Annotated in this window: 16 protein-coding genes; 9 read left to right on the top strand and 7 right to left on the bottom strand. The window is 38.2% G+C overall.

Going from position 1 to position 21,154, the window contains the following annotated elements; all coding sequences use genetic code 11:
- The first annotated feature begins 87 nt into the window (after positions 1 to 87).
- From BMX24_RS14285 to BMX24_RS14265, 5 genes are all read left to right on the top strand, one after another.
- On the top strand, positions 88 to 654 hold the full coding sequence (locus tag BMX24_RS14285; protein ID WP_089793827.1) for an RNA polymerase sigma factor: 567 nt from the start codon (positions 88 to 90) through the stop codon (positions 652 to 654).
- The gene (locus tag BMX24_RS14280; RefSeq protein WP_139176852.1) at positions 647 to 2,056 is read left to right on the top strand and encodes an outer membrane beta-barrel protein; all 1,410 of its coding nucleotides are present in this window, start codon (positions 647 to 649) and stop codon (positions 2,054 to 2,056) included. The genes BMX24_RS14285 and BMX24_RS14280 overlap by 8 nt, the downstream gene beginning before the upstream one ends.
- Positions 2,057 to 2,095: 39 nt before the next feature.
- Positions 2,096 to 3,058, top strand: coding sequence for a T9SS type A sorting domain-containing protein (locus BMX24_RS14275; protein ID WP_089793823.1), 963 nt, complete (start codon positions 2,096 to 2,098; stop codon positions 3,056 to 3,058).
- 340 nt (positions 3,059 to 3,398) lie between these two features.
- Positions 3,399 to 4,934, top strand: a complete 1,536-nt coding sequence (locus BMX24_RS14270; RefSeq protein ID WP_089793821.1) for a YifB family Mg chelatase-like AAA ATPase — start codon at positions 3,399 to 3,401, stop codon at positions 4,932 to 4,934.
- Between the two features lie 480 nt (positions 4,935 to 5,414).
- Complete coding sequence (locus tag BMX24_RS14265; RefSeq protein ID WP_089793819.1) at positions 5,415 to 8,519, top strand: non-ribosomal peptide synthetase family protein; 3,105 nt, start codon at positions 5,415 to 5,417, stop codon at positions 8,517 to 8,519.
- A 105-nt stretch (positions 8,520 to 8,624) separates the two neighbouring features.
- On the opposite strand, the gene BMX24_RS14260 is transcribed toward BMX24_RS14265, so the two are convergent.
- The 3 genes from BMX24_RS14260 to BMX24_RS14250 all read right to left on the bottom strand — a co-directional run bounded on the left by BMX24_RS14260 (position 8,625) and on the right by BMX24_RS14250 (position 12,679).
- Positions 8,625 to 9,056 carry a thioredoxin family protein gene (locus tag BMX24_RS14260; protein WP_089793817.1) on the bottom strand — a complete coding sequence of 144 codons (432 nt, stop codon included), beginning with the start codon at positions 9,054 to 9,056 and terminating at the stop codon, positions 8,625 to 8,627.
- Positions 9,057 to 9,063: 7 nt separating this feature from the next.
- Positions 9,064 to 10,284: a spondin domain-containing protein gene (locus tag BMX24_RS14255; protein WP_089793815.1), complete on the bottom strand. Its 1,221-nt coding sequence runs from the start codon at positions 10,282 to 10,284 to the stop codon at positions 9,064 to 9,066.
- Between the two features lie 187 nt (positions 10,285 to 10,471).
- On the bottom strand, positions 10,472 to 12,679 hold the full coding sequence (locus tag BMX24_RS14250; RefSeq protein ID WP_089793813.1) for a S46 family peptidase: 2,208 nt from the start codon (positions 12,677 to 12,679) through the stop codon (positions 10,472 to 10,474).
- An 85-nt stretch (positions 12,680 to 12,764) separates the two neighbouring features.
- Here BMX24_RS14250 and BMX24_RS14245 point away from each other — a divergent pair, with 85 nt between their 5' ends.
- Positions 12,765 to 13,220 carry an META domain-containing protein gene (locus BMX24_RS14245; protein WP_089793811.1) on the top strand — a complete coding sequence of 152 codons (456 nt, stop codon included), beginning with the start codon at positions 12,765 to 12,767 and terminating at the stop codon, positions 13,218 to 13,220.
- Between the two features lie 214 nt (positions 13,221 to 13,434).
- On the opposite strand, the gene BMX24_RS14240 is transcribed toward BMX24_RS14245, so the two are convergent.
- From BMX24_RS14240 to BMX24_RS14225, 4 genes are all read right to left on the bottom strand, one after another.
- Positions 13,435 to 13,845 carry a hypothetical protein gene (locus BMX24_RS14240; RefSeq protein ID WP_089793808.1) on the bottom strand — a complete coding sequence of 137 codons (411 nt, stop codon included), beginning with the start codon at positions 13,843 to 13,845 and terminating at the stop codon, positions 13,435 to 13,437.
- 6 nt (positions 13,846 to 13,851) lie between these two features.
- A complete protein-coding gene (locus tag BMX24_RS14235) occupies positions 13,852 to 16,374 on the bottom strand; it encodes a beta strand repeat-containing protein (protein WP_089793806.1) in 2,523 nt (840 codons plus the stop codon).
- Positions 16,375 to 16,379: 5 nt separating this feature from the next.
- Positions 16,380 to 16,862 (bottom strand): T9SS type A sorting domain-containing protein, encoded by a 483-nt coding sequence (locus tag BMX24_RS14230; protein WP_089793804.1) that lies wholly within the window; start codon positions 16,860 to 16,862, stop codon positions 16,380 to 16,382.
- Between the two features lie 193 nt (positions 16,863 to 17,055).
- Positions 17,056 to 17,769, bottom strand: a complete 714-nt coding sequence (locus BMX24_RS14225) for a LytR/AlgR family response regulator transcription factor (protein ID WP_089793802.1) — start codon at positions 17,767 to 17,769, stop codon at positions 17,056 to 17,058.
- A gap of 207 nt (positions 17,770 to 17,976) precedes the next feature.
- On the opposite strand from BMX24_RS14225, the gene hflX reads away from it, so the two are divergent.
- The 3 genes from hflX to BMX24_RS14205 are packed head-to-tail and all read left to right on the top strand — an operon-like array spanning position 17,977 to position 21,148.
- Positions 17,977 to 19,206, top strand: coding sequence for a GTPase HflX (gene hflX, locus BMX24_RS14215; protein ID WP_089793798.1), 1,230 nt, complete (start codon positions 17,977 to 17,979; stop codon positions 19,204 to 19,206).
- Positions 19,206 to 19,835, top strand: coding sequence for a DUF4919 domain-containing protein (locus tag BMX24_RS14210; RefSeq protein ID WP_089793796.1), 630 nt, complete (start codon positions 19,206 to 19,208; stop codon positions 19,833 to 19,835). The genes hflX and BMX24_RS14210 overlap by 1 nt, the downstream gene beginning before the upstream one ends.
- 26 nt (positions 19,836 to 19,861) lie before the next feature.
- Entirely contained in the window at positions 19,862 to 21,148 is a 1,287-nt protein-coding gene (locus BMX24_RS14205; protein ID WP_089793793.1) for a cation:proton antiporter, read from the top strand.
- The last annotated feature ends 6 nt before the right edge of the window (positions 21,149 to 21,154 follow it).

Here is a 21,154-nt window from a genome sequence, read left to right as displayed (position 1 = left end):
CAGGTAGGTTGAGCCTCTTCGTGAGGCTTGCCTATCTTTGCATTATTAAGTCAATAGTTTATATTGGGATGTTATCATAATTAATGCATGGAAGAAAGTAAGGAGCAGATTTTGGCGCACCGCCTTTTACAGAAGGAAGAAGCCGCTTGGAAGGAGCTTTTCGGAGCTTATTCAGGCAGTCTGAGCTATGTCTGTTCGCGATATATTCTTGATAAGGAAGACGTGCATGATGTTTTGCAGAATAGTTTTATACAAATGTTCCGTTCTATCGATTCTTTCGAATACCGGGGAAGCGGTTCTCTGAGAGCCTGGATTACAAGAATTGTAGTGAACGAATCTTTAAAGCATATTAAGCAAAATCCTGATTTTAAAACAGTTTCCGATGATTTCGAAATTCCGGATGAAGCCAATGAAGAGGAACCGAATTTTGAAGAAATATCACAAAATACAATCATGATGATGATCCGCTCTCTTCCCGACGGCTACAGAACAGTTTTCAACCTGTATGTTTTCGAGGAAAAAAGCCATAAAGAAATTGCAGAAACGCTGGGAATTGCAGAAAATTCTTCAGCCTCACAATTTCACAGAGCAAAAGCATTGCTTGCTCAGAAAATAAAAGAATACAAAATGTCAAAAACAGCGCAATATGAGTAATGATTGGTTAAATGATCTGCGCCGTAAAATGGAAGATCATACGGAAGAAGTTCCGGATGGGTTGTGGGAAGATATCAAAAACGAATTATTCGAAGAGAATGATGCGAAAGGTGTTGTTGGGTTTAATGATCTTAAAGCTCGGGAAAAAGCTGTTTCAAAGACGAATTATAAGACGTTCTTTTATCGTGCGGGAGGTATTGCCGCTGCTGTTGCCATGTTTTTTGTTGCAGATAAACTAATTGATTTTAATGGAAAAAAAGCCACTTCACAAGATCCAACGTATTCATCAGACCAAATCAAGGCAAATATCGATGAAACTATTTCTTATCATCAGAAAATATCAAATGAAAAAGAGAAACAGGCTGTTGAGAATGCTGTTAAAGAAAGAAATGAATTAATTGCAGCTAATTCAAATATAATTAATGTTTTAAAAGAAAATGTTTTTAATAATATTTTAAACAAAACAAAAAATGCAGCCCTTGATCTTTGGAATAATAAAACTTCTGAAAACCAAAGTAAAAATCAGTCTGAAAATATATTGAGCAAGAGTAATGAAAATCTGGCTCAGGGACAAAACAAGGATGCCATTGAAGGAGAGAAAACCAATGGAGAGGAGGTAGAGAAATACGAGCTTCTGACGAAGGAAGAAAAAGAGTGGAAAGAAAAATTTGAAGAAACAAAGAAATTGAAGCTAACGAACAAATCTAAAAAATCCTGGATGGTGGGTATTCTTTCAGGAAATGCTTCTTCAAACTCAACAGAACAGTTTCCGGGGTATGCTACTTTAAACGGAACGACACTCAGCCTTCCCGATGTATGGGGCTTGGAATATGGAGATGATCCTTTAATGGCGATCCTTATTGCAAACCAGGATAAAAAAGTAGACGCCAAGATCAAACATAAGACACCGATTACCTTCGGAGCTTCTGTTTATCATGGGTTAGGAAAAAAATGGGGAATCGCGACGGGTATAAATTACACCAAACTTTCCGCAGAACTTACCACCGGAACCAGCTCGAATTTTATCACCAGCGAGCAGAATATTCATTACGTTGGAGTTCCTGTTCAGGTTAATTATAACGTGATTCAAAAGGGAGCTTTCACAGGCTATGTTACAGGTGGCGGATTGGTAGAAAAGGCCGTTTCGGGTGATATTAAAACCAAATATATCGTCGACGGGGTCTTGAAGGAAGAAACTAAGGAAGAAATCAGTGAAAAACCGGTTCAGGTTTCTGTAAACAGTGCTGTCGGATTACAGCTGAAAGTGATTAAAAACATAGGAATCTATGCGGAACCGGGAGTCAGCTATCATTTCAACGACAACAGTTCGCTGAATACCGTGTACAAAGAAAAACCTCTGAATTTCAATTTGAAATTCGGGATCAGAGTGTTGCTTGATTAAGCAATTCTCATCAACATCGACTACAAATAAATCTTTTATATGAAAACAAAACTAATCTTTTTAAGTCTTTTATTTTTAAGTCTTTTAAATCTAAAAGCACAATGTACCCCGGAAATCACGAGTCCGAGATTGGGAACAATGTTTCCCGGAAGTGTTGTTTTTTGTAATTCTGAAAGCGAAACACTTTCTACGACACAGACCTACGCAAGCTACCAATGGTACAAGCAGGAATGGTATTGGCAAAACCCGAATCCGAATCCTTGGGTTCCGATTGCAGGAGCAACTTCCCAGACACTGACGATCAACGGAACGGATGATATGCTGTATAATTTCAAAGTAGAAGTTACTCAAGGTGATTGTACTGCAGAAAGTCAATCGATCCTTGCAGACGGCTATGCTTACGGACTTCCGTTTTTGATGGCCAATTTCACACCGGGAACATACGAAGAAGTAAACGGTGAATATAACGTTTGCGAAGGAGCATCAGTAGAACTGCAAGACGGTTTCGGAGGCGTTTACGGATTACATACATGGTTTAAATGTCTTCCTAGCAGCAACCCGCCTTCACCAACAGATCCTTGTATCATCAGCGGAGCAACAGGTGACACTTACACAGCGACTGTATCGGGAGTGTACGGATTTTACGCTTGTACAGAATATTGCCCTAGCCAATGCGAAATGCTGAGCGATATTGCTTTCATTAAATTAAATTTCGGGAACTTCAGTTTCTGTAATTTGGCAACAGGCGAAACAAAACCTAAAGAAAATACTTTAAGTCTTTATCCAAACCCTACTACGCAGCTTTTATACATCGGAAAAGAGTCTGATAAAAAATATCCTGAAGTTTCCATCATCGATATGTCAGGAAAATTGGTACAACAAAAAAGAGATCACAAATTTTCTGAGCCGATTGACGTGAGCAGCCTTGTTCCGGGAACTTATATGGTGGTTTCTAAATCTGCAGATGGAAAAGTTTATAAAAATAAATTCATCAAAAAATAAATAAGAAAAAAGTCCAATACAGTGGATTTTAGTTTTTTCAATAATTCTCTCTTGGCGCAAGGTTTACTTTGCGCCTTTTTTATGGAAGTTGTCTACGTTTTTATTTACCTGCAAAAGGTACAAAAGATCAATCCGTTAATTATTTTAAACTAAAACTCTAATCGTTCAGTAATTAGCTTTTGTGGTAAAATTTTCAATTGCTTTAAACAGACTTATGATTAAAATTTAGATTAAAACATTAAAAAACACCATTTAAAAAGGAAATTAATTGAATTTTATAAACAAATCGGCCTGTTTTTTAAAATGAAATATTAATTATTTTTACGCCAAAACACAACAAATGCTGATTAAAGTTTTTGGAAGCGCAATTCACGGAGTTGCAGCACAAACCATTACCATTGAAGTAAATGTAGATACCGGAGGAATAGGATATCATCTTGTAGGACTTGCCGATAGTGCCATCAAAGAAAGCAGCTACAGAATTTCCGCTGCGTTGAAAAATGTCGGATACAAAATTCCCGGAAAGAAAATCACGATCAATATGGCTCCTGCAGACCTTAGGAAAGAGGGTGCTGCCTATGATTTGAGTATTGCGATTGGTATTCTGGCAGCTTCAGATCAGATTCTTGCGGAAAATATTCAGGATTATATTATTATGGGTGAACTTTCTCTGGACGGGACTTTGCAGCCTATCCGCGGTGTTTTGCCGATTGCCATTCAGGCTCGGGAAGAAGGTTTTAAAGGAATTATTTTACCCAAACAAAATACACGCGAAGCAGCTATTGTTAACAATCTTGAAGTCTACGAAGCAGAAAATATTAAAGAAGTTATCGACTTTTTTAATGAAGGAAAACCGCTTCACAGAGTTACCATAGACACCAGAAAAGAATTCCAGGAAAAAGTAAATGATTTTCCCTTCGATTTTTCTGAAGTTAAAGGCCAGGAAACCGCAAAAAGAGCGATGGAAGTCGCAGCAGCAGGTGGACACAATATCATTTTGATCGGACCTCCCGGAAGCGGAAAAACGATGCTGGCGAAAAGGGTTCCAAGCATTTTACCCCCATTGAGTTTAAAAGAAGCTTTGGAAACCACAAAAATTCATTCCGTAGCCGGAAAAATGGGAGCCGTAACTTCTTTGATGACGGTTCGGCCGTTTCGCGCACCTCATCACACGATTTCGGACGTCGCACTCGTCGGTGGTGGGGGCTATCCTCAACCCGGCGAAATTTCCTTAGCGCATAATGGAGTGTTATTTTTAGATGAAATGCCCGAATTTAAAAGGACGGTTTTGGAAGTCATGCGGCAGCCGTTGGAAGACCGCGAAGTGACGATTTCAAGAGCCAGGTTTACGGTAAATTATCCTGCAAGCTTTATGCTGGTTGCCTCTATGAATCCCAGTCCGAGCGGGTTTTTCCCGGATGACCCGAATAATACGTCGACGACTTACGAAATGCAGCGGTATATGAATAAACTTTCGGGACCGCTTTTAGATCGGATTGATATTCATATTGAAGTTCAGAAAGTTGAATTTGAACAGCTTGCAGAAAAAAGAAAAGGCGAGAAAAGCGAAGAAATCCGAAAACGGGTTCTGATAGCCCGCGAGATTCAACGGGAGCGATATAAAGATTTAAAAATCAGTTACAACGCTCAAATTGGGCCAAGAGAAATCGAAAAATTTTGCGAACTGGATGAAGTGTCTTTCAATCTGATCAAATTGGCGATGGAAAAACTCAATCTCTCCGCGAGAGCTTATGACAGAATTTTAAAGGTAGCAAGAACCATTGCCGATCTCGAAGAATCTGAAAATATCTTGTCACAGCACGTTTCAGAGGCAATACAATACAGAAGCCTTGATAGGGAATTTTGGAATGCTTGATTTTTTTAATTAAAATAAAATTAGAAAAATCATAAAATGTAACATCTCTGAAGTGTCTATTTTTCGGAGTAATTCTCTTTTTTGTGAAAAAATTACATTGATTTAATTGTTTGTTAAAATTATTATGTTAAATTTGAGTACCACATAAAAATATTACACCATGAAAAAAAGATTTATTAAATACATACTAATTTTCGATAGTTAGATTAAAAACCAAAAATAATTATTGACTAAAAATAAAAACACGTTACGTTTTTATCGTTCTGCTTTGAAGCAGATCTTCCCTGACCTGTAAAATAATCAAACAAAAAAACTACCATGAAAACACGTTTACTCTTAAACAGTGCAGATCTTCTGTACCCATTATTTCCCTGTAGATAAGCTTTTTTTAAATCACATCTCAATATTTTAAATGTTGAGATTTACACCTTGATAAAACAACTGATAAAATAAAGTTTTAACCAAAACCACTCTATTAACATGTCAAACACATTGTCAACACAGGCACTTTCAAGCGGTGCAATTGTTTCATTGTCTCCTGAAGACAGAGCAAAACTTTTAACTGATTTCAACAAAACAGGTTGGGATTATCCGGAAGCAGAAACGTTGGTTTCTCTTTTCCAGAAACAAGTAAAACGCTTTCCGGAAAATACTGCCGCAGTATTTCAGAATCAGCAAATTAGTTATCAGGAACTGGACGAAAGAAGTAACCAGATTGCGAATGTACTTTTAGCCCAGGGAATCAAAGAAGGAATGTATGTTCCCGTCTGGCTCGACCGCTCGCTGGAATGGGTTGCTGCAATACTTGGGGTTCTTAAAACCGGCGCAGCGTATGTTCCCATTGATCCTGCATATCCTGCAAAAAGAGTAGAGTTTATACTTTCCGATACTTCCGCAAAAGTATTGATTACCAATAGTTTGTTGGCCGGAACTTTAACTAGAAAGGAAAACACAGGATTTTTTATTGTAGACACAATGGAAGACCTTTCAGACCTTGCTGCAGATCCTAAGGATATTACGATTCATCAGGAAGCTTTGGCTTATACGATTTACACTTCCGGATCTACAGGAAATCCGAAAGGAGTGATGATTTCGCATCACAGCATCCAGCATTTGGTAACGTGGCACAACGAATATTTTCATGTTGATCATACTTCAAAATTGAGCCTTGTTGCAGGATTGGCTTTTGATATTTCGGTTTGGGAAACCTGGTCTGCGCTTACTTCCGGAGCCACAATTTTTATCGCAGACAATGAAGAACGGACAGAAGCTTCCGCGTTGGTCAATTATTACCGGAATAATAAAATTACACATGGTTTTGTACCTACTGTTCTTGCTCCTGCTGTTGTAGAAAAGACCAAGAGTTACAATGATTTAGATTTAAAATATCTTTTCACGGCAGGTGAAAAACTGAAACCCGTTTTAACATCAGAGTTGAGCTATGAATTGGTAGATTATTATGGGCCGACAGAATGTACCGTTTACGCAACCTTCAAAAAAGTGAAGGATATCAACGGACAATATATCTCGTCGATCGGAAAACCAATCGCCAATGCCCAGGCTTATATTTTAAGTGAAAATTTAGAATTATTACCTGTTGGAGCTACGGGAGAGCTGTATATCGGAGGAAATTTACTGGCAAAAGGGTATCTTAATAATGAAGAATTAACGAATACAAAATTCATTTCCAATCCATTTAAGGAAAAAGAAAAAATATACCGTACCGGAGATTTGGCAAGATGGACGCCGGAAGGAGATATTGAGTTTTTGGGGAGAATTGATAATCAGGTGAAAATTCGCGGATTCCGAGTTGAATTAGGCGAAATAGAGCGTGCTTTAGCAAAAATTAATGATGTAAAAGAAGTTTCTGTCATCACAAAAGACAACCATGGAGGAAATAAATATCTGGTGGCTTTTATTGTGTTAAACGATGGTGCTGAAAAAAATGTTTCCTTCATAAGAACTCAATTAAAGGAAGAATTGCCGGGATATATGATTCCTGCACAGATCATCTTTATTGATAAAATTCCATTGACAGCAAACGGAAAAACGGATGGTAATTTATTAAAAGAAATCGCCGACAAAGAAGCAAAAGATTTGGTCTCTCACGAGCCGCCAACCAATGAAACCGAAAGAATCATTGCCGATATTTGGGCAGAAGAGCTGGAACGTCCTGTCATCAATATTACCGATAATTTCTTCGATATTGGAGGGAATTCTCTTTTGGTGGCGATTGCTGCCGTGTCTTTACAGGAAAAACTGGGTGTAAAAGTTTATATCCGTGATGTATATCAGTATCCTGTTTTGAGGGATTTTGCCAATACTTTAATTGCCAGAGCTAAAGCGGAAAGGGAAGCGATTCCCGTAGAAGATGTGGAGCCGTATGTTGAATTGCAAAATGATGTATATCTCAATCCCGGAACTGTTTTTGAAGGAACTTTTGATCCGAAACAATTGGAAAATCCGAAATCCATATTCTTAACCGGAGTTACCGGATTTGTGGGAATTCATTTGCTGCAGGAGCTTTTAGATACAACCGACGCAGATATTTATTGTCTGGTAAGAGCTCAGGATGAATTTCACGCACTGGAAAAAATCAGCAAATGTTATCAGCAGTTTAATGTTCCAAGAAAAACGGAGCAAACCTCAAGAATTATTCCTGTAATTGGTGATCTTGCATTGCCATCATTAGGTTTTTCAGATGAAAAATTTAAAGAATTGGCGGGAACATTGGATCTTATTTATCACTCCGGAAGTTCCGTGAATTTTATTGAACCTTACTCTTACATGAAAGCCCCAAATGTAGAAGGTTTAAGAGAAATCATCCGTCTTGCAGGAGCGAAAAAAACAAAATGTCTGGCTTTACTATCAACAATTTCGGTATATAGTTGGGGACACATTTTTACAGGAAAAACTGTCATGCTGGAAAGTGATGATATCGAACAAAATATCATTTCGGTAAGCAAAGACATTGGATATGTTCGAAGCAAATATGTGATGGAAGCTATTGCAGACCTTGCGGCGAAAGAAGGGCTGCCCTTAATTACTTACCGCCTCGGTTATGCTATGTGTCACAGTAAAACCGGAGCCAGCGCACCTTATCAGTGGTGGTCGGGCTTGGTGAAAAACTGTATTGAGTTTAAATCATATCCGATGCTTACAGAGCTTAGGGAAGGATTAATTACGGTTGATTATATGACCAAATCCATGGCTCATATCACAAAAAATAAAGAAGCCATCGGGAAAAAATTCAATCTGATTGCAAGACCGGAAACGAATCTGACGTTAGAAAATTTCTTTGGTTTGATTAAAAAATATTACCCATTTGTTTTGGAAGGGCTTTCCTACAAAGACTGGAGAAAGCAATGGGAAAATGACAGTAAAAACCGCCTGTATCCACTGACAAGTTTGTTTAAAGACAATATGCACGAAGGGTTATCGACGGTTGAGTTATATCAAAACACTTATGTCTGGGATTGTTCCAACGTGATTCAATTCCTTGAAGGATCAGGAATTGAAGAGCCTGTTTTTGATAAATCCTTACTGGATTCTTATCTGAATTATTTAGGAATTCCTATTTCATAATATTATTTTTTTTTGGATGAGTCCGGGGCAGCGAAGCTGCTCCGGACTTTTTTGTTTAAAATTTAAACAAAAAAGCGTTTAGAAATTTTTCTAAACGCTTTTACTTTATTTTATTTCTTTCACGATTTCCAACAGTTGTTTTCCGTCGTAATATCCCAAAGTTTTATTCACAATATTTCCATTGGTGTCAATAAAAAGTAAGGAAGGATAACCTTTCAGCTGATATTTTTGTACAATTTCCTTGCCTTCACCTTCTTCACCATTTATTTCCAGGCTGATGAATTTTTTATTAAGATAATCGCTCAATTCAGGATCCTTGAACGTTGTTTTTTTTAAAAGCTTACAAGGTCCGCACCAAGTTGCATAAATATCAAGAAAAATCATTTTCTTCTCTTTTTTAGCTTTTATCACGGCTTCTTTTAATGAGCCATTATAAAAGTTAACCTCACTGTTGATCTTGTTTTCATGTATTGTTTTAAAAGAATATACCGAAACAAAAACAAGAAATACACTTAAAATTAACAATATTTTTTTCATTTTAAATTTAATTGATAGTTACTTTGATAACATTTTGAACTGGTGGAACAGGATACTCATTTCCTACTTTTGAAATAACAATATTTTCAGGCTGTGGCATTCCTCCGAATAGAGCCTGATGATTTCCAGCTCCCGGATATTGATTAACGCCCGTTCCAGAATCGAATAAGGATGTTTTTGTACTGATATCTCCTATAGTGTTCGTATTGATCACTTCTTCATTGGCAAAAAACCAATCATTCGAAAACCCAAACATCGTAACATATGCAATTTTATCTTCTGAATTTGCTTCGAAACTCGTTGAAATCTTCTGTCCCGGAGATACAGGCGCATTTCCGGCAACATAAACTCCTTTTACATTCGGAAGAGATTGTAAGCTGTTCTGGAGTTTTGAAACGTCTCCAGACTGAGAAATTTCTTTCAGTCCTTTACCTGCATCCAGTTGTCCCAATTCGTAGATTGGATTTTTTTCACCACGATAAACAACTACCAATGCTGGTGAAAGTCCGGTCATAATTCCGGTATTAGCATTCAGTTTTGTCACCATTTTATCGGTATTCCCCATCTGTGCAATGTCTGTGATTTCAGGATTTGATAAAGCATTTGGAGTAAAAAACGGGGCAGGATTCAACAATTGTGACCCGTTATAGTTGGAAACGGCCCAAACTCCTGGAGAAAAAGGCGTTTCGTTGGCTGTACCTCCGGAAGTGTTGGTGATTGTCAAGGTGAATTCTGAAGATGCATCATCGAAAGCAAGATCTAATTTCATGAGCTGAGATGCATTTACACCCGGAACCTGAGCGATAGGATTGTTTTCTGCCTGTCCTGTAGCATTGTTTTTCGTTCCATTATCCCATAAAAGAACTTCTGAAGATACATCTCCCGTAATGGCGTTTCCGTTGTTGTCAAATAACTTAATTCCAGGTTGCTTAAAAGCGAAAAACCAGTCTTTTGAAGCACCATACATCGTGGCAAACATTAAAGATTGTGCTTTTCCTGCACTGAATTTAATAGTAACAGATTGTCCCGGAGCAATAATAGGAGTTCCAGCTCCCTGAAAACGTCCGCTTTGAACAAAATCTTTCGGAACAACTACATTTTCAAACGTGATGGTTCTTTGCTGTGATAGATTTTCCATCATATTGTCCCGGTCATCACAAGAAGAAAGAGAAAATGTTGCAAAGATTCCTGCCGTAATTGCTGTAATTTTAAATAAGTTTTTTTTCATAAATAAATTTTATAGTTATAATTATTGTTTCATAACTACAGTCGGCTGGTTTTCAGAATCCTGACAAAAATTGATTTAATTTATCGAAATTTTAATATAATATATTGAAAATCAAATATGATTTAAATTAAAAATAAAAAAACCGTGAAAGTTTTCTTTCACGGTTCTTAAAATATATCAATAAAGATTATTTTGCTTTTTTAGCGGCCTTTACATGATCTGGTCTGGCTGCTTTTGTTTTTGTATCTGCAGGAGTATTTTCGTCTCTTACTAATTGTAATTCGTCTACTAATCTTCTTGCACCAGCGTATTTGTCGATTGTCCAAAGAACGAAACGAACGTCTACGTTGATTGTTTTCTGCCATTCCGGTTCGAAAACGATGTCACCGCTTAATGCTTCACTGTTTCCGTCAAATGCGATACCGATAAGATTTCCGTCTCCGTCGATTACCGGTGATCCGGAGTTACCTCCTGTAATATCGTTGTTTGACAAGAAGTTTACCGGCATATATCCTTTAGCATCAGCATACTGACCAAAATCTTTCATATTATAAAGATCGATCACTCTTTGCGGAAGGTCGAATTCTTCGTCACCTTTCTTGTATTTTCCAACAAGACCTGTCATGTCTGTATAATAGTTATCAGTAATACCAAAATAGTTTCTGTCTGTTCTGATAGGCAATTTATCTACTGTTCCGTATGTTAATCTCATGGTAGAGTTGGCATCCGGATAGAATTTTTTCTCAGGCATAGCCTTCATTAATCCTGCTAAGAATAAACGGTTGTTTTTAGCAAAATTATCATCAATTTTTACAAATCTTTCAGCGGAAGCTTTTTGATCTGCAACAAGTGCGTTGGCAATTTTCCAAAGTGGGTCTGCGTCTAATTTCAAACGATCCGGGTTCAACATAAAGTTGGTTGCAGATGTTTTATTAGCGAAGATTGAAGAATACGCTACGTTTGAAAGTGTATTCGCATCCAATCCCATAAGCGTCGGAGAAGCAACGTCTGGTTTTACCTTTGTTTTGTAAAGGTTCACCATAGAGTTTAGCATTTCTCCTTCAAGGTTTGTATTAATGTTTTCGTAAGCAGATTTTAAAGCAGCTTCTACTTTTGGTTTCATAGCTACTCTTCCCTGCATATCTTGTTCTGCGTAAGATTTAAGAACAGCTCCTACCTGTAATGCCAAAGTGAAATACTTAGCATTTCTGGAAAGCTGAGACATATAGTTTCTTTCAACGTTTCTGTCAGATGTCTGCTTGTAATAGATTGCAATATCATCCAAAACCGTTTCATAATCTGTAATATTGGCAGGTTGCAAAGCCCATGTTCTGAATTTCTCTTCAATGCCTTGCTTATCTGTGATAGTCCCGTTTTTGATTACGGCATCAATTGTTCCTTGTCTGTTTTTCCAGTAGTTCGCTACAGAAGCATACTGAGAAGCATAGTTAAGCTGAGTAGCTTTGTCTTTATCCATATACTTCTTCATAACATCCATTGCCAGTTTGGAAGCTTCAACCCAAGCCGGATAGTCTTTTCCAACCATTTGCTGAATTCCGTAAGATGTAAGATAACGGTTTGTTCTTCCCGGATATCCTAAAATCATTGAGAAATCACCAGGCTTAATTCCTTTAAGAGAAACCGGTAAGAAATGCTTAGGCTTCAAAGGAACATTGCTCGGAGAATATTCAGCAGGGTTTCCTGCAGCGTCAGCATACACTCTGAAAACCGTGAAATCTGCAGTGTGTCTTGGCCATTCCCAGTTATCAGTATCTCCACCGAATTTTCCTAATGATGAAGGCGGAGCTCCTACCAATCTGATATCTTTGTAATCTTGATAAACGAAATAGTAGAATTCGTTTCCGTTGAAGAAATCTCTTACAACGACAGTATATTTTCCATTTTCAGAGTTTTCCGTCTGGATTGCTTTTGTTTCAGCATCGATCACAGCTTTTCTCTCTGCAGCGGTCATGTTGTTATTAAGTTTAGAATTGATTCTCTGTGTAGCATCATCCATTCTTACCAAAAATCTTACATAAAGATCTTTTGCATTGAATTCGTCTTTTTGCTTCATTGCCCAGAAACCATTCTTCAGGTAATCTTTTTCCGGTGTAGAAGCCGCAGCTACCGCCCCGTAACCACAGTGGTGGTTGGTAAAGATAAGACCCTGGTTAGAAACAATTTCTCCGGTACAGAATCCTCCGAAGCTTACAATAGCATCTTTTAAGCTTGAATTGTTTACCGAATAAATTTCTTCAGGTGTAAGATGCAAACCTTCTTTTTGCATATCTACACCATTAAGTCTTTTGATAAGCATTAATAGCCACATTCCTTCGTCAGCTCTCATCTGAGCAAAACCCAGCAAGAATGTGAATAGTAGAAATAGTCTTTTCATTTTATAAAATAATTTTGTGTCGCTAATTTACTAATTTTTATGCTATTCTGCCCCGGAATGGTATGAAAATGGATTTGAGAGGAATATGAAAAAGATATTAGTTTCATTTTTTGCCATTTTATTTCTTGGAATACTAATGAATTGTACCTCTGCAGCGAAGCAAAACACTCAGCCTGCAGCTCGTGATTATAAGATCCAAAGAGAATGGATGTTGGTCGCTTTTGGAAACTATTCTAAACCTGATTTAATAAAAAAAGGTGCTAAAATTGATCTCACAGCGAATATGGAAGACGGGAAAATCAGGGGAGGAGCTTTTATGGGCTGCAACAATGTGTTTTTTACTTCCGAGTTTAAAGATAAAGGGAAAGTGAAAATTTCCGGAATAGGGTCGACACTGAAGGCTTGTCCTGATATGAGCCTGGAAGATGATTTTTCTAAAAGTTTTAAAAACATGACGAAATATTCTGTGGAAGGACATTTTTTAACATTGTCTGATGATCAGGGAAACCAGATGAAGTTTGTAGCTGCGGATTGGGATTAAATTTGATTTAAAATAATTCATATAAATAACAGATCCTTCAACTTTGCTCAGGATGATAAGTCGCTAATACTTACTGTTTACTTAGACAGAATAATTTGCCAGTGTCATCGTGAGCGCGTAGCAGTCGAAGTATTTAATAATTTTAAACATAAAAAACAAAAGTCCGCACCTCGATGCGGACTTCTTTGTTGTTGAAAAATCTAGTGTTTTGTTATTAGTTTTTTGGGATAGTTTTTTTAATGTCGTAGATTGTAAGTTCAGGAGTACTGAGTAATCCCTGAACATTGTTATTTGTGTTCCTAGAATTCGTTGCCTTATGAGGTTGTCTTCCGGGGATCGTAGCCCGTATTTCGTCTAAACTTGCTGTATTGGGCAAGAGTTTTCCGGAATTATTTCCGACTTCCTGTTTCGGAGCCTGTTTTTTTACTTCAAGTCCCTGCTCAGAAGGCAATGTGGTGGAAGGGGTTTGTTTGGCTCTGTCCTGAGCTTCCTTCATCATTTTGGCTTCGAACTCTTTAGACTCTTTAAAATTGGCAGCTTCCTGTGTTTCAGAAACTTTTTTGTCCTGCTGAGCATAAATATTTACGCTTAATGCTAAAAAAGCAATGATATATAATGATTTCATGATTGTTTATTTAATGTTTACCAATACGTTGATTTTTCCGATTCCGTTCTGATCATAATCCTGAAGGGCTTTTCCAAGAACCTGTCCGATTTTCACTTTTTTAAGGTTACCTTTCATGGCTACTCCGGATTTTGAAGATGTTACCAAAAGGTCACCTCTTTTTATTTTTCCACCTTCCAGACAAACTTTTGTAGGAATTACACCGATTACTCCCATTGGAACTTTACCGGAAAGATCTGCATCAATATGTTCTTCCGTTAATAAAACTCCAGGTTTAGTTGCATAAACTCCGGCCACAAGATTTGAATATGGCGTTGAAGATTTTTCTACGGATCTGTCTTTTGTGGTTGAAATCACCAGGATATCTCCCGGCTCATAGCTGGAAATGTTTCCTTCCACATCAAAAGCTTCCGCAACGTCGGCTCCACTGCTTTGTGTGCCACCGTTAAAGAATCCTCTACCGTCATTGCCAATTCTCGCCACATTCACTGCTCCCGGATTTCCTGATCTGAATACGGCAATAGAACCGCCGCTTCGTGTTTCTGCCGTAAGAGGAGGGTTGGTATTGGCTGTATTATAATTCACAAATCTTGCAGCACGTCCGGTTCCAAAGTTTGGAATCCATGCATAGATGGCGCTTCCTGTTCCGTCTGCAGTAGTTTCGACACCGTCACCTGTATTGGAGGCATTGGCAGTGATACCGTTTCCGTTACCATCAGCAATGGCGATCAATGCAGGGCCATTTCCTGAAGGGTTCGATGCGTGGAATAACCCGGCGTAGCCTCCTGTTCCTGAGGAAATACCATAAATACCTGCCGTGCCAAAATTAGCAAACTGAGAATTTACTTCCCCTTTTACAGCAGCAGAAGTACCGGTTACCCTGTCAACTTTAAAGTTACCTGCAATACCGTTTCCGACTGTAGTTACAGTAATTACATCACTTGTATTGGCATCATTAAAGATATTAAATCTACCTGCACGTCCTGTCGAAAAAGTAGGAACCCAGGCATAAAGAGCATTTCCTGCTCCGTCGATATTGGTTTCGATACCATTTCCGTCTTTTCCGGCATTGGCTGTGATGGCATTTCCGTTTCCATCGGTTAAGGCAATTAATGAAGCGCCGTTTCCTGCCGGGTTGGATGCGTAAAATAATCCTGCACGTCCTCCTGTTCCTGAGGAAATACCGAAAATACCTGCAGCACCAAAGTTTCCGAAAATAGTATTTACTTCACCTCTTACTGCAGCTCCCACACTATTTGTATTGTCAAGTAAGAAAGAGGCGGCGTTACCTTGGGTATTATCCGGAATGTTTCCGTTTCCATTTGATTCTACTTCGAAAGTATTATTGATATTATTTGAAGCATTAAAATTCTCAAAGCGTCCTGCGCGTCCCATACTGTTATTAAGCCCGACCTGTCCCAAAACTCCGACTGCTGTTCCGGAAGTATTTGTTGCAATAAAACCTCTTACACCATAACCGCCTCCATCGTTTCTACCTACTACGGCTCCTGCAATATCACTGGTAGTTCTACCCACAACAGCTTCACCGGCTCCGTTATTATCTCCGATAACACCGGCAGATGTCTGAGCAGAAGTGATACCATGTATGGCAAATCCGCTTCCTGTAGAACTTCTTACACCGGCCCCGTTTCCTGTTGTGGTAACGTTTACAACAGTTCCATTTCCTACAGTGTTGGCATTAAGGACATTGTTGTTATTAGCATTATTAAAGATTGCTATATTAGCGCCAATACCATTATTACTGGTGGCATTAAGACCTGTTCCTGTATTACTGTTGGCATAAACTCCATATCCGTTTGCAGAAGAATTTCCATAGACTCCAAGTCCGTCTGGTGTTACACCATATACTCCCCATCCGCTTCCGGCCTGGCTTCCCCAAACACCAACACCTAGACCTCCTGTGCCATTATTAATACCGCGAACTCCTGAAGAAAATCCTCCCGGAGCTGTATTGCTTACAATACCTCTTACAGAAGCAACGCTGGATGTGGTTGTATTATTCACTCCTTCTACTGAGGTTCCGTCACCGTCATTGATTAAAGAGAAAAGAGTTCCTGCATTATTGACCGTATTTGTATAAGGAATGGCAAAACTTCCGCCACCGCCGCCTGCAGTTTTTGCGTACATAGCGTAAGGAACACTTAGTAATTGGCTGGTTCCTGTGATGGTATAATTAGTTCCGCCAGTTGGGTCGGTTTCTGTTTTTAGATAATAGCTTCCTGTTGACCAGTTGATGGTGTTGAATGTTCCTGTAAGAACGGTTCCTGATCCGATTTCCAAAGTGAGAAGACCGTTGGCATTGGTATTTCCTGTAAGTCTTTCAGAATAAACGGCCGCTCCTGCAGGTGATCCCTGCAAAATGCTTGCTCTGATTCCTACACTTTGATTGGCTAAAATTTGTCCTCCCGTATTTCGGACAATTGCCTGATAGCTCATTTTTTCGGGTACTTGTGCAAAGGCTAGGTGTGATCCCAGCACAATTCCCACTGCGAATAATATTTTTTTCATGGTTGTTATTTTTTAATGATTTTAAATGTTTTTAAATTTTCTCCGTTTTGGATAATCCTGATGATATACATGGCGGATGGAAGAGAAGAAAAATTGAATTCAGACTTCGATTGGGTGATTTTGTCCCTTTTGATAAGTTTTCCCTGAGCATCGAAAAGCTGATACTCCGAACCTTTAAAATTATTTGTGGTAAAATCGAGATACAAAAAATCTTTGAAAGGATTAGGATAAAGTAAAATGCCTTCTTCAGTTGTTGAGGTTTCATTGGTAGCCAGTGTTATGATTTCGTAGGCGTGTTGCAGGCCTTCCATAATCTCGTTGTTGCTCCCCTTAACGATGTAGGCAGGCAGTCCTACACTGTAAGAAACCGAGCCGTTGCTTCCTGTAGCATTTGCTCCTGTTGCCAAAACTGCTGATTGTGCTTTCAGCAGAATAATGGGGACGGTGAGCAAAATGAGAAAGAAGCATTGAATAGATGTTCTTTTCATATAAATGGTTTTGTGGTTATTAATTGGTTAGTCAAAATTTTTAAAGAGAATTTTGGAAGACTAAATTACCACATATCACAGACGGATATTTGGAAAATAGACAAACGACAAAAAAAATCGACAAACGACGAAAAGTGGAAATATTTATGATTTTTTCACCGGAAATATCACTGTTTACCGTTATTTTTGAAAATTAGCCGTGAGGGGTAAAAAAGGACAAATTCTCTTTATAGGCTCTTCCGATCGGTAATTTTATCTGATGTACGAGCTCTACTTCATGATTGTTTTTACTGCGGATCAGATGTCTGGGAACGGCAAAACTTCTGTGGATTCTCACGAAAGAATCAAAATAGCTTTTATGTAAAATATTTCCGATAGAATCCAGAATACAGTGTTTTTTTTCGGGAGTAACGATTCTTGTGTAATCTTTTAAAGCTTCAAGATAAAGGATATCTGTGATCTTCACCTGATAAATATTGCTTCCTTCTTTTATTTTAATACAATTTTCACCAAGTAAAGCATCAAAACACTCGCATTTTTCTTTCATTTCAAAAAAATCAAAAAGCTTTTGCATAGAAATATGGAAACGTTCTGTTTTTAATGGCTTTGGAATGAAGTCTAAAGTGTCAATTTCAAAAGTATTAATTGCCATTTCCGGGTGGGAGCTTATAAAAATACAGGCGGGAATTTTGTGGGCTAATTTCCTGAACTCCAATCCATTCATGCCTTTGAGTTTCGTTTCGGCGACCAGAAGATCAATGGGAAGGTCAAGATAAGGGATGGCTTTTTCCGCTGAGTCAAAAGACGCAACGACTTCTATATTGTCATATTGCTTAAGATGATGAAGAAGAACCAGCCTGTCCAGCTCATCATCATCAATAATCATACATCTTATATTGGTAATCATGATACTCTGGATATTAGTTTTTAATGATAATTTTAAAACTTTATATCTAAAAAAATTAAAACTACTTCATAAAGTTATTGAATTTTTTGCAAATCAATCCCAACATGAACCTTATTTAACATTTAAAAATAATTCAATAAAATTCATTTTGTTTTTTTTCCTGAAAAATGGTAACTTGTAAATCTCACAAACTATAGATAGAATTTAATGCTAGAAAAGAAAGAACATAATTATGAAAAGGCGGTCTTGGTAGGGTTAATTACCAAAGATCAGGATGAAGAAAAACTAACGGAATACATGGATGAACTGGAGTTTTTGGCTTACACAGCCGGAGCGACCGTTGAAAAAAGATTCACCCAGAAACTATCACAGCCGGATTCAAGAACATTCGTAGGTAGCGGAAAAGCGATAGAAATAAAAGATTATGTAAAGGAACATGAGATCGGCACTGTTATATTTGACGACGAGCTTTCCCCTTCACAGCTTAAAAACCTGGAAAGAGAGCTTGAAGTGAAAATTTTGGACAGAACCAATCTTATTCTCGATATTTTTGCCCAGAGAGCCCAGACTTCCTATGCAAGAACGCAGGTGGAACTTGCTCAGTATGAATATCTTCTTCCACGACTGACCAGGATGTGGACCCACTTGGAACGTCAGCGAGGGGGGATCGGGATGAGAGGTCCCGGTGAAACGGAAATTGAAACCGACCGTCGTATCATTCGTGACAGAATTTCCCTGTTAAAAGAGAAGCTGAAAACGATTGATAAACAAATGGCTACCCAAAGAAACAACCGCGGAAAAATGGTGCGTGTTGCGTTGGTAGGATACACAAACGTAGGAAAATCTACTTTGATGAATTCACTTTCAAAATCGGAAGTTTTCGCTGAAAATAAACTGTTTGCGACATTAGATACAACGGTAAGAAAAGTCGTGATCGGAAATCTGCCGTTTTTATTGACAGACACCGTAGGATTCATCAGAAAATTGCCGACTCAGCTTGTAGAATCGTTCAAATCTACGCTGGATGAGGTAAGAGAAGCGGATTTACTGATTCACGTTGTCGATATTTCTCACGAAAGCTTTGAAGATCATATTGATTCCGTTAATCAGATTTTGCAGGAGATTGATGCGCATAGAAAGCCGATGGTAATGGTTTTCAACAAAATTGATGATTTCAGTTACGAGAAAAAAGATGAGGATGATCTTACGCCGGCAACGAGGAAAAACGTTTCTCTGGAAGAATGGAAAAAAACATGGATGGCGAAGTCTAAATATCCGACCGTTTTTATCTCGGCCTTAACGAAAGAAAACTTCCCGGAAATGAAGAGAATGATCTACGATGAGGTCATGAAAATCCATATTTCCAGGTTTCCTTACAACGATTTCCTTTTCGAATATTTCGATAACGACGAGGAAGAAGAAGAAAACAACGATTAATGAAATATCACTTTTTCCTTTTATTGCTTTTGGTATCGGTTTTTGGTTTTAGTCAAAAATCAAAGATTGATTTTAAAGCGGTCGAGAAAGATCTTAAAAATGACAAATCTCCTTACAACTACGATAAGCTGATTTTTAAGTATAAAGCGTATCCGAGATCATTGGACACGATAGAAGCCCAGCATCTTTACTATGGAAGAAATTTCAGGAAAGATGTGGTTTCTACAACGGATGAAGATTTTAAAACGCTCGCGGAAGCTTTTAAAACGGGGAATTTTGATGAATGTATAAAGCAGGGAAAAGTTTTATATGAGAAAGATCCGACCAATCTGGATGTTCTTTTGATTTTACTGAAAGCTTATGATTCGAAGAAAGACGGGGACAACTTTATGCACCACCTGAGCCAGTTCAGGATACTTACAGACGCGATCAAAAGTTCCGGAGACGGAAAAACCGAGAAAATGCCTTATCTGGTAAATTCTGTTGGTGATGAATATATTTTATTAAATATTCTGAACCTCGGGAAAGATTACACAAGAGGATCAAAATCCGTGAGGGATGGCATTCTAGACATTTGGGAAAAAGACAATGACAAAGTTTATATTAAAGTACTTTATATCGATTATTAATTAAATAAATTTTTAAAAAAAGCTTAGTGGAGTTATATTATTCATTTTCAGCGTTAATAGTTTTAGCATCCATATTTTCATACCTTAATTACAGATTTCTGAAACTTCCGAGTACGATCGGGATTATGGTGATTGCCATTGTAGTTTCAATATTTTTGGTTTCCTTCGGGGAAACTGTTTTACCGAGAACTTTCGGGCACCTCAACAAACTGATGATCAGTATCGATTTTACGGAGGTTTTGATGGGCGCAATGCTCAATTTTCTTCTGTTTGCGGGAGGAATTCACATTAACATAGATGATCTCAAAGAACAATTCTGGCCTGTCGTGATTTTCTCGACTGCGGGAGTGGTGATTTCTACTTTCGTGGTGGGCTTTGGCGTGTATTATCTGCTGCCTTTGGTGGGGCTTCAACTGCCATTTATTTACTGCTTGCTTTTCGGGGCATTGATTTCGCCGACAGATCCTGTTGCAGTTTTGAGTATTTTAAAACAGGCGAACGTTTCAAAGGCACTGGAAACCAAAGTTGCAGGAGAATCCCTGTTCAATGACGGGATGGCGGTGGTTGTATTCACGGTTGTTCTTCAGTTGGCCATTGGAAATGAAGTGGATCTTGGCGTTGAAAGCATCGGATTGTTATTGCTGAAAGAAGCTGGAGGAGGACTTTTATTGGGTGTTGTTTTAGGTTGGATCACTTCCAGGCTGATGCGTGAAGTGGACGATTATATTATTTCCGTGTTGGTGACGTTGTCTGTGGTAATGGGAGGTTATCTCATTGCAAGACAAATGCATATTTCGGGACCGTTGACGATGGTTGCTGCGGGATTATTCATGGGTAATTTTAATATGAAATTCAAAATGAAATCTGTCACACAGGATTACTTGATCAAATTCTGGGAACTTATCGACGAAATCCTCAATGCTGTGCTATTCTTATTCATCGGTTTTGAATTATTGATGATCAAAGACTTAAGGCATTTCATGATTCCCGGAGCATTGGCGATCGTAGTGGTTTTATTGGCGAGATTCATTTCAATTTGGGGTCCGACGAAGTTTATGTCTTTTAAAACAAGATTCAGTCCGCAAACGGTGAAGGTACTCGTTTGGGGAGGAATCCGGGGTGGTGTTTCCATTGCTTTGGCCTTATCTATTCCGAAAAATGAATACAGTACGATTGTTTTAAGTATTACGTATTGTGTAGTGGTCTTTTCAATTATTGTTCAGGGACTTACCATTGCAAAAGTAGCCAATCCGAACAAGATTGCGAAGGAAGAGGAAGAACTGGAAAGTGTTGCTTCAAATACTACAAAATAATGAATT

The sequence above is a fragment of the Chryseobacterium wanjuense genome (assembly GCF_900111495.1).
Lineage (GTDB): Bacteria > Bacteroidota > Bacteroidia > Flavobacteriales > Weeksellaceae > Chryseobacterium > Chryseobacterium wanjuense.
The sequence above is the reverse complement of the archived record's forward strand: the minus strand, read 5'-3'. Positions and strand labels throughout refer to the sequence as shown.

Bases quoted from the DNA above. Each gene is read 5' to 3' on its own strand.
- BMX24_RS14285 (WP_089793827.1), top strand. From the start codon at position 88: ATGGAAGAAAGTAAGGAGCAGATTTTGGCGCACCGCCTTTTACAGAAG.
- BMX24_RS14280 (WP_139176852.1), top strand. From the start codon at position 647: ATGAGTAATGATTGGTTAAATGATCTGCGCCGTAAAATGGAAGATCAT.
- BMX24_RS14275 (WP_089793823.1), top strand. From the start codon at position 2,096: ATGAAAACAAAACTAATCTTTTTAAGTCTTTTATTTTTAAGTCTTTTA.
- BMX24_RS14270 (WP_089793821.1), top strand. From the start codon at position 3,399: ATGCTGATTAAAGTTTTTGGAAGCGCAATTCACGGAGTTGCAGCACAA.
- BMX24_RS14265 (WP_089793819.1), top strand. From the start codon at position 5,415: ATGTCAAACACATTGTCAACACAGGCACTTTCAAGCGGTGCAATTGTT.
- BMX24_RS14260 (WP_089793817.1), bottom strand. From the start codon at position 9,056: ATGAAAAAAATATTGTTAATTTTAAGTGTATTTCTTGTTTTTGTTTCG.
- BMX24_RS14255 (WP_089793815.1), bottom strand. From the start codon at position 10,284: ATGAAAAAAAACTTATTTAAAATTACAGCAATTACGGCAGGAATCTTT.
- BMX24_RS14250 (WP_089793813.1), bottom strand. From the start codon at position 12,679: ATGAAAAGACTATTTCTACTATTCACATTCTTGCTGGGTTTTGCTCAG.
- BMX24_RS14245 (WP_089793811.1), top strand. From the start codon at position 12,765: ATGAAAAAGATATTAGTTTCATTTTTTGCCATTTTATTTCTTGGAATA.
- BMX24_RS14240 (WP_089793808.1), bottom strand. From the start codon at position 13,845: ATGAAATCATTATATATCATTGCTTTTTTAGCATTAAGCGTAAATATT.
- BMX24_RS14235 (WP_089793806.1), bottom strand. From the start codon at position 16,374: ATGAAAAAAATATTATTCGCAGTGGGAATTGTGCTGGGATCACACCTA.
- BMX24_RS14230 (WP_089793804.1), bottom strand. From the start codon at position 16,862: ATGAAAAGAACATCTATTCAATGCTTCTTTCTCATTTTGCTCACCGTC.
- BMX24_RS14225 (WP_089793802.1), bottom strand. From the start codon at position 17,769: ATGATTACCAATATAAGATGTATGATTATTGATGATGATGAGCTGGAC.
- hflX (WP_089793798.1), top strand. From the start codon at position 17,977: ATGCTAGAAAAGAAAGAACATAATTATGAAAAGGCGGTCTTGGTAGGG.
- BMX24_RS14210 (WP_089793796.1), top strand. From the start codon at position 19,206: ATGAAATATCACTTTTTCCTTTTATTGCTTTTGGTATCGGTTTTTGGT.